The organism is Candidatus Magnetaquicoccus inordinatus, from assembly GCF_004217665.1.
Taxonomy (GTDB): domain Bacteria; phylum Pseudomonadota; class Magnetococcia; order Magnetococcales; family Magnetaquicoccaceae; genus Magnetaquicoccus; species Magnetaquicoccus inordinatus.
Genome location: NZ_RXIU01000088.1, coordinates 1 through 13,294 on the forward strand (window position 1 = coordinate 1; position 13,294 = coordinate 13,294).

At 50.9% G+C, this 13,294-nt stretch carries 12 protein-coding genes; 8 read left to right on the top strand and 4 right to left on the bottom strand.

Annotated features, from left to right (window positions below):
* The 7 genes from atpD to aroC all read left to right on the top strand — a co-directional run.
* On the top strand, window positions 1-1,217 hold a 1,217-nt coding region (gene atpD / locus EJP87_RS08170), incomplete at its 5' end, for a F0F1 ATP synthase subunit beta (protein ID WP_130471373.1).
* A 53-nt stretch (window positions 1,218-1,270) separates the two neighbouring features.
* Window positions 1,271-1,693: an ATP synthase F1 subunit epsilon gene (gene atpC, locus EJP87_RS08175; protein ID WP_130471374.1), complete on the top strand. Its 423-nt coding sequence runs from the start codon at window positions 1,271-1,273 to the stop codon at window positions 1,691-1,693.
* Between the two features lie 405 nt (window positions 1,694-2,098).
* Window positions 2,099-3,469 carry a bifunctional UDP-N-acetylglucosamine diphosphorylase/glucosamine-1-phosphate N-acetyltransferase GlmU gene (gene glmU, locus EJP87_RS08180; protein WP_130471375.1) on the top strand — a complete coding sequence of 457 codons (1,371 nt, stop codon included), beginning with the start codon at window positions 2,099-2,101 and terminating at the stop codon, window positions 3,467-3,469.
* 140 nt (window positions 3,470-3,609) lie between these two features.
* Window positions 3,610-5,430: a glutamine--fructose-6-phosphate transaminase (isomerizing) gene (glmS, locus tag EJP87_RS08185; RefSeq protein ID WP_130471376.1), complete on the top strand. Its 1,821-nt coding sequence runs from the start codon at window positions 3,610-3,612 to the stop codon at window positions 5,428-5,430.
* A 58-nt stretch (window positions 5,431-5,488) separates the two neighbouring features.
* On the top strand, window positions 5,489-6,400 hold the full coding sequence (locus tag EJP87_RS08190; protein ID WP_193771237.1) for a peptidylprolyl isomerase: 912 nt from the start codon (window positions 5,489-5,491) through the stop codon (window positions 6,398-6,400).
* 118 nt (window positions 6,401-6,518) lie between these two features.
* Complete coding sequence (locus EJP87_RS08195; protein ID WP_130471378.1) at window positions 6,519-7,295, top strand: enoyl-ACP reductase FabI; 777 nt, start codon at window positions 6,519-6,521, stop codon at window positions 7,293-7,295.
* A gap of 4 nt (window positions 7,296-7,299) precedes the next feature.
* Window positions 7,300-8,382 (top strand): chorismate synthase, encoded by a 1,083-nt coding sequence (aroC, locus tag EJP87_RS08200; protein ID WP_130471379.1) that lies wholly within the window; start codon window positions 7,300-7,302, stop codon window positions 8,380-8,382.
* Window positions 8,383-8,454: 72 nt separating this feature from the next.
* Here aroC and EJP87_RS08205 read toward each other — a convergent pair whose 3' ends face one another.
* From EJP87_RS08205 to EJP87_RS08215, 3 genes are all read right to left on the bottom strand, one after another.
* Window positions 8,455-9,522, bottom strand: coding sequence for a sulfite exporter TauE/SafE family protein (locus EJP87_RS08205; protein WP_130471380.1), 1,068 nt, complete (start codon window positions 9,520-9,522; stop codon window positions 8,455-8,457).
* 68 nt (window positions 9,523-9,590) lie between these two features.
* Entirely contained in the window at window positions 9,591-9,824 is a 234-nt protein-coding gene (locus EJP87_RS08210; RefSeq protein ID WP_130471381.1) for a hypothetical protein, read from the bottom strand.
* 170 nt (window positions 9,825-9,994) lie between these two features.
* Entirely contained in the window at window positions 9,995-11,806 is a 1,812-nt protein-coding gene (locus EJP87_RS08215) for a SulP family inorganic anion transporter (RefSeq protein ID WP_227657533.1), read from the bottom strand.
* Window positions 11,807-12,024: 218 nt separating this feature from the next.
* On the opposite strand from EJP87_RS08215, the gene EJP87_RS08220 reads away from it, so the two are divergent.
* Window positions 12,025-12,882, top strand: coding sequence for a universal stress protein (locus EJP87_RS08220; protein WP_193771238.1), 858 nt, complete (start codon window positions 12,025-12,027; stop codon window positions 12,880-12,882).
* Window positions 12,883-12,968: 86 nt separating this feature from the next.
* Here the strand turns inward: EJP87_RS08220 and EJP87_RS18810 are convergent, their stop codons facing one another.
* The gene (locus EJP87_RS18810; protein ID WP_265332112.1) at window positions 12,969-13,100 is read right to left on the bottom strand and encodes a hypothetical protein; all 132 of its coding nucleotides are present in this window, start codon (window positions 13,098-13,100) and stop codon (window positions 12,969-12,971) included.
* Window positions 13,101-13,294: the final 194 nt, after the last annotated feature.

Below are 13,294 nucleotides of genomic sequence, written 5' to 3' on the forward strand. Positions count from 1 at the left end.
ATCCGGTTCTCGATACCGGAGACGCAATTAAGGTGCCTGTCGGCAATCCAACCCTGGGCAGGATTATTGATGTGGTCGGTGATCCGCTGGATAAACTGGGCCCAGTGCAGACCAGTGATTATTTTCCCATTCACCGTCCGGCACCGGTCTTTGCGGATCAATCCACAGAAGCAGAAATTCTGGAGACCGGCATCAAGGTGGTTGACCTGTTGGCTCCTTACGCAAAGGGAGGAAAGATTGGTCTGTTTGGTGGTGCAGGGGTCGGCAAGACCGTTCTCATCATGGAATTGATCAATAATGTTGCCATGGGACACGGTGGTTATTCGGTCTTTGCCGGTGTTGGTGAACGCACCCGTGAAGGTAATGACCTCTACCGTGAGATGATCGAGTCAAAGGTTATCGATCCCCACAACTGGAAAAATTCAAAAAGTGCCTTGGTTTATGGGCAGATGAATGAACCTCCTGGAGCGCGTGCGCGCGTCGCATTGACTGGTCTGACCGTTGCTGAATATTTCCGTGACGTGGCTAACCAGGATGTGTTGCTCTTTATCGATAATATCTTCCGCTTTACCCAAGCTGGTTCAGAAGTTTCCGCTCTGCTGGGTCGTATCCCCTCGGCTGTGGGTTATCAACCCACCCTGGCTACAGATATGGGTGCACTGCAAGAGCGTATCACTTCCACAAAAAATGGCTCGATTACCTCAGTGCAAGCCATCTACGTGCCTGCTGATGACCTGACTGACCCTGCTCCGGCTACCGCATTTTCCCACTTGGATGCGACTACCGTGTTGTCGCGTCAAATTGCTGAAATGGGTATCTATCCTGCGGTCGATCCTCTGGACTCTACATCGCGCATTCTTGATCCTCAGGTGGTTGGTGAAGAGCATTATCATGTGGCACGCTCTGTTCAGGAGGTTCTGCAAACCTATAAATCCTTACAGGACATTATCGCAATCTTGGGTATGGATGAACTCTCCGAAGAGGATAAATTGACCGTTTATCGGGCGCGGAAAATTCAACGTTTTCTCTCCCAGTCGTTCCATGTTGCTGAGGCGTTTACTGGCAAAAAAGGTGTCTATGTTCCTTTGAAAGAGACGATCCGCAGCTTTAAAGAGATTGTTGAGGGCAAGCATGACAATCTGCCAGAAGCCGCTTTTTACATGGTTGGCACCATCGATGATGCTGTGGAAAAAGCCCGTAAATTGGCTTCTGAATAATGGATAAATTAGTGGCAACCAGCGGCTTGACCGCTTGATTCAGGAGAGAATACGTGGCTGTCACCTTTCAATTTGATCTGGTTACTCCAGAAAAACTGGTCCTCTCGCAAGCAGAGGTGATGCTGACGGTTCCTGGGGCAGAAGGATATTTTGGTGTGTTACCCGGACACACACCTCTGGTTTCTCTGCTGACAGCAGGTGTATTGACTGTTGGAGAGGGTAAAGAGGCAGTCCGATATGCTATAGCTGGCGGTTATGCAGAGATTTTACCCGATCGGACCACGATTTTGGCGGATCGTTTGCAGTGTTGGGATAGTGTGAATGTAGCAGCAGTTGAGGCAGAAAAGAGGGCAGCAAGCGATGCAGAATTGGCCTCTCGTGATGAAGAGAGCACCAATAAATTTTGGAAAAAACGCCTAGCCTTCGCCGAACTGTGTTTGGATGTGCACCAGCAATATCTGCATCGTTCTTCTTGACCGAATTTCATGGTTTATTGCAGACGTGCAGTAAATGCTCGACACTGTTCTTATGGTAACTATTCAGGTTCGTGCTGGTTCGCCAGCTCTACCCCCATGGGGATGCTGTGCGAATTGGCGCAAAAATGCGCACCAATTCGCACAGCTTTCGTCCATTAGGCGCTTAAGCCGACGCAAAAAGCGCGTCGGCTTGTTGTGAAAGGTGCGCCAAAGGCAAAAGATTAAAAGCAAAATCCCAGGGATTCGATCCCTGGACCCGGCCAGGGAGGTGCCCTCCCTGGACCCGCAGTTGTGTTGGGTGGTGAATAGTTACTTCTTATGTAGATTTACTCTTCTGCCGGATTCAGGAAACTTGCTTTCTATGAATCCGGCAGTTTACTTTCAGTACCAGTGGGTACTTGGCTTATGGAAAGTTGTGCCGTCCTGATCCTGGCAGCCGGGCAAGGTACCCGGATGCGCTCTTCACTTGCAAAAGTTTTGCATCCCTTGGCTGGTCGTCCACTGCTCGGCCATATTCTGCATACCGTTCGTCAATTATTACCGGAGCGCTTGGTTGTGGTCGTCGGCCATCAAGCTGAGCGCGTGCAAGCCGCTTTTCCTGATGAAGGTATATTGTGGGTTTTTCAACCTGAGCAGTTGGGAACTGCACACGCTGTAAGCTGTGCTTTACCAGATCTTGCGGGGCAACAGGGTGAGTTGCTTATTTTGAGTGGTGACACGCCACTCATCGAGCTGACTATGCTGAAGAGTTTGCTGCAATGGCATCGGCAACACAAAAATGGGGTAACTGTTGTCAGTACAAAGCTGGATAATCCTGCCGGCTATGGCAGAATTGTGCGTGATAGTGCGGGTCTGCTACAGCGTATTGTGGAAGAGAAAGATGCTTCTGCAGTGGAAAAAGCACTTACAGAGGTCAATAGTGGTATCTACTGTGTTGACTTGTTACGCTTACCTCATTGGTTGCAGCAGATTTCAGCGAACAATGCGCAAAGAGAGTATTATTTACCCGATTTGCTGGCACTAGCCGTGCGGGAAAAGTGTGCCGGAGTAGTTTTTCATGAAGAGGCTCTGAGCCTTTCTGGTGTCAATGATCGGCAACAATTGGCAGTATTGGAAAAACTCTTACGTGATCGTCTGGTGGCACAGTGGCAGAGTAGGGGGGTAACCTTTATCGATCCCAGCTCCTGTTGGCTGGCAAGTGATGTGCTCATAGGACAAGATACTGTTATTGAACCAAATGTCATTTTGGGAAGTGAAACGGTAATTGGTGAAGAGTGTTGGATCGGCCCTTTTTGTGAGATTCGCAGCAGTCAAATTGGTTCAGGTTGCCGGATCAAGGGTTTTTGTCATCTGGAAGGGGCGGTACTCGATGGCAACAACGAAATCGGTCCCTATGCCCGGTTGCGACCTGGTACGGTTTTGGCGGAGACAGCACGTGTGGGAAATTTTTGTGAACTAAAAAAGGCCCATATCGGCGAAGGCAGCAAAATCAACCATCTCTCCTATATCGGCGACACCACCATGGGTCGCAATGTCAATGTAGGTGCCGGAACGATTACTTGTAATTATGACGGTCAGCACAAACATAAAACCATCATCGAGGATAGTGTCTTTATCGGTTCGGATACGCAATTGGTGGCACCAGTGCGCATCGGCGAGCGGGCGGTGATTGGAGCAGGCACAACAGTTACCAAGGAGGTGCCTGCCGAAGCTCTAGCTGTCTCACGCACAGCACAAACTCATATAGCCCATTGGCATAAAAAGCGACCGCAATGAGTGTGTTTGGTCAAGGTGCAGAAGTCAGTGATAGTGCGTTTTTCTTTATTCCGGGAAAAGAACATATTTCCTTCACTGCGTTTGCTGTAGAGCCCCTGCTGCAGCACGGATAACTCGTTTGCTCGACAGGTTTTCTATCCATGTGTGGAATTATTGGAGTAATTGGTGAACGTAACGCGACCTCGCTTCTGGTCGAGGGACTAAAACGTCTTGAATACCGTGGCTATGATTCTGCCGGCATTGCTGTACTGCAGGATTCGCATCTGCAGTTGGCGCGAGTAAAAGGTAAATTGATTCGACTGGAAGAATATTTGGCTGATTCACCCTGCAGCGGACCAATCGGGATTGGTCATACCCGCTGGGCGACCCATGGTCCACCAACGCAAGAAAATGCGCATCCTCATACCTCGGCACGAGTTGCTGTGGTCCACAATGGGATTATTGAGAACTATCAACATCTACGCCAACAGTTGCAAGAGGAGGGGGTTCACTTTCAATCGGCTACCGACACAGAGGTGGTGCCACATTTGATTGAACGGGCTCTTAAACAAGGCTTGTCCGCTGCGGATGCAGTGCGTGCTGCAGTTCGGCAACTGGAAGGGGCATTTGCCTTGGGTATTTTGATTCGCGGTGAAGAGTGCCTTTTTGCAGTGCGCAGGGGTTCTCCGTTGCTCGTAGGTGTGGGAGATGGCGAAAATTTTATCGCTTCAGACGCCTCCCCATTGGTACCCTATACACGTAAAATGATCTTCCTGCAGGATAATGATGTGGTTTTGCTGAGTCGTGAAACAGTCATCATAACCGATTTGCAGGGTACTGTACAAAATCGCCCCATCAAATATTCCCAGGTCAGTGCTGCTTTCACCGATAAATGGCCCTATCGGCACTACATGCAAAAGGAGATTTTTGAGCAGCCAACCGTTCTTGGCGAGACATTGAAAGGTTTAATTGATGCCGTACAGCGGACTGTCTGTTTGGAAGATACCCTTGCACATATTAATCCCTCAGCAGTGCAAGCAATTAATATTGTTGCTTGTGGTACCTCTTGGCATGCCGGATTAGTTGCCCGCTATTGGCTGGAACAGTTGGCACATATTCCAGTCAACGTTGATATTGCCTCTGAATACCGCTATCGCGAGCCACCAACCTTGCCAGGGGTGTTGGTCATTGTTATTTCGCAAAGCGGTGAAACGGCCGATACATTGGCAGCATTACGCTATGCGCAGCAACAAGGGCAACCTGTGTTGGCAGTAGTCAATGTGCCAGAATCAACCATTGCCCGTGAAGCCGATGGCGTTCTCTATACGCAGGCGGGTCCAGAGATTGGTGTGGCATCGACCAAAGCCTTTACCACCCAACTTTTGGCGCTGGCCTGTTTGACAGTGGCTTTTGCCAAAGAGCGTCGGCAGATTGATAGCAAGCAAGAAGCACAATGGGTAGAAGAGTTATTGCACATTCCCGCTTTAATGGAGCAGGTGCTGTTGCAGGATGATGCTATACTGGCAATTGCACGCCGCTGGATGCACGCACCGGGTTTTCTCTTTCTGGGACGTGGTACCACCTTTCCTGTCGCTTTGGAAGGGGCGTTAAAGCTGAAAGAGATCACCTATATTCATGCGGAAGGCTATGCTGCAGGCGAAATGAAACATGGGCCAATCGCTCTGATCGATGAACATCTACCTGTCGTGGTTTTGGCACCACGCGGTATTTTGTTTGATAAGGTTATCAGCAATTTGCAGGAGGCCAAGGCACGTGGTGGTCGTTTACTGCTTTTGACCACAGTGGGTACGGATCCAGTTGCCGAAGCTGAGGTGATCCTGAACATACCCCCCAGCGGTTTATTTGCTACACCGATTGTTTATGTGGCACCGTTGCAACTGTTGGCATACCACATTGCGGTTTTGAAAGGTACCGATGTGGACCAACCACGCAATTTGGCCAAAAGCGTTACCGTCGAGTAGGGGACGCAATTTTTATCAGTATTCCCGGAAATCTCCAACCTGATTGTGGATGGATGCAATGCAGAACATTCGTATGGCAAAGAGTACACTATTCTCCTTTTTGGCTATGGGTTGCCTGGCTCACGCCACACTTTTCCAGCCTGCAGTGGCTGCAGAACGGGAGGAAAACATAGTTGCGGAAATGGGTGATGCTCGTTTGAGCAAGGCACAATTACAAAGTTTGCTTGCCGCCCTGCCTACAGAAAAGCGTCAGGCCATACTCTCCAACCAAAATCTGTTGGCCCGTCTGGTGCAGGAGGAGGTGATTCGCCTCTATCTGCTGCAGGAAGCACGTAAAAGTGGTTTGGATAAAAAAGCAGAAGTGGCTACCGCAATGCGCCAAGCCAGCGAGCAGATTCTGCTCAATCAATATGTTGTGGACCAGGTTAAAACAGGCAACGATTTTCCCTCTGATGCCTTGTTGCAGGAGGCTTATGAAAAGAGCAAAGCGCAGCTTCGTGCTTTGAAACGAGTCCATGTTGCACAAATATTTCTGCCGGTGACGAGCGCTGGCGATGAGCAGAAAAATCGTGCCACACAGCAAGAGATCATCCGTATCTACGGAGAGGTTTTGCAGAAAAAGATGAAGTTTGCCGATCTGGCGAAAAAATATTCCCAGCACAGTGAAAGTGCTGAAAAGGGCGGTGATATGGGATGGGTCAGTGGCGATAAATTATTGCCGGAATTGGCCCCGCTGTTTATCAGTCTGGCTGCCAACGAAGTCTATCCTCCGGTGCGCACTGCCATGGGTTGGCATATTTTTAAAATGTTGGAAAAGGAGATGGCTCCGACTCCCTCTTTTGAGCAAGTGAAGGAGGGGCTGGCTAAGGCGTTACGACGTGAAGCAATGCAGCGCAAAGAGCAAGAGTATATGGAAAATCTTCTCCGACAGAGTCCTGCCAAGGTGCATACAGAACTGTTACCCAAATAAACGCAACCTCAAGGGTTGCCATTGCACGGGTTTCTTTAATGTGTCGGTTGACAGGGTGACGCAACTGGTTTATCACATATCATCGGGATTGTTTATTCAGTAGACAAAGGGTTGTAGCATGGGCATTCTGGATGGTAAACGGGGGCTGATTTTTGGTCTGGCCAACGAAAAAAGCATTGCCTGGGGTATCGCCCGGGCCTGCCGTGATGCGGGTGCAGAGCTGGGTTTTACCTATTTGGGGGAGGCACTGGAAAAAAGGGTGCGTCCTTTGGCAACACAATTGGGTTCACAATTGGTTTTGCCATGCGATCTCAACCAGGACGAAGAGATCGACGAGGTGTTTCGTATAGTGGCCGATCAGTGGCAACACATCGATTTTATCGTCCATTCCGTTGCCTTTGCCAAAAAAGAGGAGCTGAGTGGCCACTATTACAACACCTCACGTGAAGGGTTTCGGGTGGCCATGGAGTCTTCGGTCTACTCCTTGACCGCCATCTGCAGCCGTGCTGCACCGCTGATGCACGAAGGGGGCTCAATTCTGACTTTGAGCTATCTGGGTGCCGAGCGCGTTGTTCCGCACTATAATGTCATGGGTGTTGCCAAAGCTGCTCTGGAGGCCAGTGTGCGTTATCTGGCCGCCGATTTTGGCGCTGCAGGGATTCGTGTCAACGCCATCTCTGCCGGTCCTATCCGCACATTAGCGGCTGCTGGTATCGGTGACTTCAAAGAGATTTTAAACTGGAATCGTGACAATGCCCCCTTGCGGCGCAATGTCACCATTGAAGAGGTGGGACAAACAGGTTTGATGTTGCTGTCGGATATGGGTTCAGGCATTACCGGCGAGGTGCTGCATGTGGATGCGGGTTACCATATTGTCGGTATGAAAGCAGTATAAGGGTATGGCCGGCAGTCAGATCGGTCGTCTGTTCCGTGTGACAACCTTCGGCGAAAGCCATGGACCCGCTTTGGGCGCAATTGTCGAAGGATGTCCTGCCGGTTTGCCTTTGTGCGAAGCTGATTTGCAACACGATTTGGGTCGTCGTCGTCCTGGACAAAGCCGTTTTACCACCCAACGTCAAGAAGCCGATCAAGTGCGCATTCTCTCCGGGGTTTTTGAGGGGATGACTACCGGTACTCCCATTGGCTTGCACATCGAAAACAGTGATCAACGCTCACGCGACTACAAAGAAATTCAAAATCTCTTCCGTCCTGGCCATGCCGATTATACCTATTGGCATAAATATGGGGTGCGCGATTATCGCGGTGGTGGTCGCTCTTCGGCCAGAGAGACGGCCATGCGGGTCGCTGCGGGTGGCATTGCCAAGCGGTTGCTGGCCACTTGGGGAGTACAGGTGCGTGGTGCCTTGATTGCCATGGGGGATCTGCAAATTGAACGCAGTCGCTGGCAGTGGCAGGAGGTGGAGAACAATCCATTTTTTACTCCCGATGCCGCAATGGTCGAACCATTTACCGCACTTTTAGAGCAGATACGCCAAGAGGGAGATTCCATAGGGGCATTGCTGGAGGTGGAGGCAACCGGAGTGCCGGTAGGTTGGGGCGAACCGATATTTGATCGCCTAGATGCCGATTTGGCCAAAGCTATGATGAGTATCAATGCAGTGAAGGGAGTGGAGATTGGCGCGGGCATGGCTGCTGCACAGGCACGCGGTTCGCAATGGGTAGATGAGATGGTGGCTGATTCACAACAGGCCAATGGTGTGGCATTTTTAAGCAACCGGGCAGGAGGTATTCTGGGAGGAATCTCCAGCGGTCAAGCAATAACCATTCGTTTAGCGGTCAAGCCAACCTCCTCCATTATGGTACCACGGCGCACGGTGGATATTCATGGTGTGGATCAGATCATCCAGACACGCGGACGCCATGATCCTTGTGTGGGCATTCGTGCAGTGCCGGTGGCGGAAGCGATGGCGGCTTTGGTCTTGGCTGACCATGCACTGCGCGCCCGAGTATCGCGTCTGTAACATTCATGGGAGAGCGTAGGGGCGGCGGCAAAGGCCCAAAGCAAGAGGGATCTGCACCGTGCCCCTTATTGTTTATGCCGTTGCGTTGACCATCTCCCCGCTTTGTTGTGCATGCTCACGCCGTCCTTTGATCATGGCGGCCATAATGATGCCAGCGCCCAGAGCAAGCGCAGCAAGCATGATGATAAAGCTGGAATTTTTGAGCACTGACATGGTTTCAGGAGCCAATGGGCTGATAAGATCCAGTTGCGACAAATAGACAGGAATCACCAAAGCCCGACTCAAAAGCACAGTCAGCATGATCACAGCCATCACCAATTTGATTAAGTAGGGTTTGACATAGGTGGTGCCAATGGCACCCAATTGAATACCGAACAGTGATCCGGCCAAAATGAGCATGGCCAGACGAATATCGACATAGCCGCTCCAGGCAAATTTGATGGTGCCGCCGACGCCCATTACAAACGCAATCACCAATTCAGTTGCAGAAGCCATCAGGCTGTTCAACCCCAAGATATAGATTTGTGCCGGGACACCGATAAAGCCACCGACCGCAATGGTGGCAGCCAGCATGCCGGTGGCAAAGCCCAACGGGATGGTAAAAAGAACCGATATACGGGCGTTAATACTGGGAAAATAGACCATGGTACCGGGAATATGGATACTTTGGATCCACAAGGCCAATTTGCCGGGTTTTTCCTCTGTCATGACACCCGATTGATAGGTTTTGAGGGTATCCCGTAGCACAAAGCCTCCGACCAAACCCAGAATGATCACAAAAGCTACCGAAACATAGAGATTGGATCCGGCATCACCAAAACGATGCTTAATCGCTTCCTGATAATGGGCTCCCAGCAAGACGCCAGCTTCGGCAGATATGCCCATGATCAAACCCATTTTTACATCCACTTGGCCATATTTGGCCCGTTTCATGGCACCGACCAGCGCTTTGGGAAATTTGTGACACATATTGCTGGCGACTGCGACAATACCCGGCACACCAAGGCTCATCATTGCCGGAGTCAAGACAAATGCCCCTCCCGAACCGATAAAGCCACTCACCAAACCACCCACAAAACCGACGACCAGGAGATAGATTCCTGTCTGTAGATCCAACTGAATAAAATCAAGAGCTTCCATGGATTGAGTTACCTGTATGAAAAACTGCCATGGGTTAGATGGCCATTGGTATTGGACAACTGGTCAGACTATTTTTTGGAGCGGATACCCAGGCTGCGCCAAAACTCAGCGGTAAAATTGCCGTGCACGACAGAAAAGGCAAAAGCGATGATGATCGGAAAAATAAAATACCATCTACCTTGCGAGGAGAGTTGCAAAAGCTCTCTATCATAATAAAAAAGCAGAACATACATGAAAACAGACACACTCCCCCAAGTGATGGTTTTGGCCACACTGCCGGGAGATTGTGAAGGGGAAGCCATGATGATCAACTCCTCAATAAAGGCGGGAAGGATGCAGGCACTGACAGAACAAGAGCATCGTCAAGTAGCCGATTTGCCGATCAGCATAGCAAGGGAAATATTAAGATTGTGTTAAGGAATTGTTAAAGATGGATTAATAATAGAATTTTTGTCAAACGTCTGTGGATTGGCTAGAGAGGACACGAGGAATGCACGGTCTCTTGCTGATAATGTATCGCAGTTGGGTGTGCAAAAGGACACTCTTGAAAGAGGGGATGGCGGCATTGCTGGCAGAGTTGCGCATCCAGACGAGAAAAAATGGTTTTCAAGGCCGCACTCTTGGAGCCGAACAAATTTTCCTCACCAATGGTTTGCAGATAGCCACCCCGTTTCAGCAAATTCAGCGGCGTCTCTTTGAGACGGACCAAGTATAAACCACCACCGCTGTTGCGGCGCAACAGTGCCTCCTGAGCCAAAAATTCAGCACCGGAAAGATCGATACAGTTGATTCCAGAAGCGACAATCACCAAATGGGTTTGCGCAGTGGTCATGGCCTCCAGGCGTGCGCGAATGGCACCGACTGCCGCAAAAAAGAGGGAACCATCGATCCACACCAGACGGATATGCGGGCACTCTGGGGTATTGCCAGGGAGTGCAAAACGGCGTGTGGGATGGGTGGGATCGGGGATGCGTGAGATCACGTTGGGATGCGAGGTTCTGGCCAGATAGAGACCAACCGAGAGCATGACCCCAAAAAGAATGGAGCTTTCCAGGTTGAAGAAGAGGGTAGCAAAAAAGGTGGTGAGCATAATCGCCGTTTCGGGTCGGCTGGTATGGAGAATATGCACAATATGCTGCCAATCGACCAATCCCCAGGCGACCAGAATGAGCACTCCGGCCATGGCGGCATGCGGCAGGTATGCGGCCCAGTCAGCAACCTGGGTGACCAGGAGAATCAAAAAGATACCTGAAAAGGCAGCAGCTAAAGGAGTTCTGGCACCAGAGGTAAAATTCAGGCCACTGCGGTTGAAGGAGCCGGTAGCCACATAGGCAGAGAAGAAGCTGCCGATGATATTGGAGAAACCTTGGGCGATAAACTCTTGATCGGCATCGATTACCTGACCACTGCGCATTGCCATGGCCCGTGCAATGGAGATGGCTTCGGTCAGAGCCAACATGGTTACCGCTACAACACCAGGGGCGAGAGCATGCAGAGTACTCCAGGAAAGGTCTGGCAGTGACAAGGGGGGCAATGAAGCGGGGAGGGGGTCCACACGGCTGATGCCGCTGGCACCACTCAGAGTCGGGTCCAAAAACCAGGCCAGCAGCGTACCAACTCCCAGAGCAAGCACCATGTAGGGTATGCGCGGCAGCAAACGGCGAAAAACAATTCCTGCCAACAATGTGCTCAGGCTGACTGTCACTATATGGGGATTAAACTCCGAAATGTTTTGGTAAAAAAAGCTCATGGTTTGTGCAAAGTCACTCCCTTTGGGAATCGGAATGCCCGTAAAGTGCCGAATCTGATTGGTGGCAATCAAGAGAGCTGCACCGGAGGTAAAACCAATAACCACGGCGTGGGAGACAAAATTGACCAACACCCCCATACGGGCCAAACCTAAAGCAAGCTGGGTCAAACCAACCAAAAAGGTCATGGAAATGGCCAATTGTACATAGAGGGCTGTTCCAGGTTCCGCATGGAAACTGAGCAGGGAATAGAGAACGATGGAGGCGGCTGTGGTAGGGCCAGAGACCAAATGCCAGGATGAGCCCAACAGTGCCGCAATAATGGCAGGAATCATCCCGGTATAGAGGCCATAAACAGGGGGCATGCCGGCGATAGCCGCAAAGGCTACGCCTTGAGGCAGCACAACGATAGCGCCCGTCAAGCCGGCGAGCAGATCGGCTTTTACGGTCTCCGAGTTAACCCGACGCCACCAACGGGTTGGCGGGCAAAAGCGTCGCCAGTCCATTTTGGCATCTGGGGAGGGGTGCGTAGACATGGTTGAGATTTTCTCCTTGCCGGGCAGTATAGGTTGATCGGGCAACGATGACAAGCGGATATGCAAATAGTTGCAGAGCAACTGAGCGGCATAGCAAAAAGGGGATGGCCGAATTTTGTTGACAAGCACCTGTCGAATCGCATATTTCCCTCAAAGCATCAGCGATGTGCTGCCCACTCTAAATGTGGAAACATTCTACAAAGGGAGAAGAAACAAGAATGGAACAGCCACTATCTGTAGGACATTTCAAGAATATTTTACTGGCGACCGATGGTTCAGAATTTGCCTCTGGCGCCGAAGCTCTGGCTGTGTCCATGGTGCAGCGTTTTGGTGGACAGATCACTGCCATGCAGGCAGTATTGTTTGACCCAGAGTTGGAGGCATTGGCAGTAGATCTGCAGCAATATCAGGAGCAAATCGTCCGCCAATCTCTTGATGATTTAGTAAATCGTCTTGATAAACTAAGTGTTTGCTGTGCAACTTTGATTAGGCATGGCCAATATCCGCATCAGGAGATTATCGATGCGGCTCAAGAGATCAACGCCGACTTGATTGTGATGGGTCGCCGTGGTCGCCGTGGTCTGGCCCGATTGATGCTGGGGGATACCACGGCACGAGTGGTGGCGCAAGCTCCGCGTCCAGTATTGGTTGTACCTCGTGCTGGCGGTACTTTGTGGAGCACCTCCAGCCATATCTTGTTGGCTACCGATGGCTCTGTATACAGCGAACGGGCAATCATCGAGGCGACAGCCCTAGCCAAGGAGGCAGGATGTATGCTGCATGTTGTATCCGTAGTGGAAAACAAACAACATGCACCCTATGTGGAGAGAGCTCAGGCTGCTCTGGAACGTGCGCTGAGCTATGCCAAAGCAGGAGGAGTGGCAGCGCAGAGTGTGCTGCTTGAAGGGGATGCCCCAGCCGAAGCACTTGCTGAGGAGGCACACCGTTGTGGAGCAGCTTTGATTGTTGGTGGCAGCCATGGCCGTACCGGTTTGGGACGGGTGTTTTTGGGCAGTGTCATGGAACGTTTGTTGGGCAAGGTTTATTGTCCGGTCCTGATTGCCAAAGGGGCTTAAACATCTGCTTTTGACATGGCAGGATTGCGGAAAAACGTCACAATTCACCACCCAAAACAACAGGGCAGGCGCATTTACCAATTTCCTTACTGTTGCCACAGGCGAAACTGTGCCTGTCGGGTGTCCGCCCTTCCAAAGAGTGCCCCTTCGCCGCACATTACCAGCAGAGCTTTGCCCTGCACCCACCAGGAGGAGATACTCTCCTCCTGGACCTCCATGATAATTTTTTGGTAACTATTCAGGTTCGTGCTGGCTCGCCAGCTCTACCCCCATGGGGATGCTGCGGGCATTGGCGCAAAAATGCGCGCCAATGCCCACAGCTTGCTTCCATTAGGCGCTTAAGCCGACGCAAAGAGCGCGTCGGCTTAGTTTGAAAAGCGCGCCAAAGGCAAAAGATTAAAAAAATTAAAAG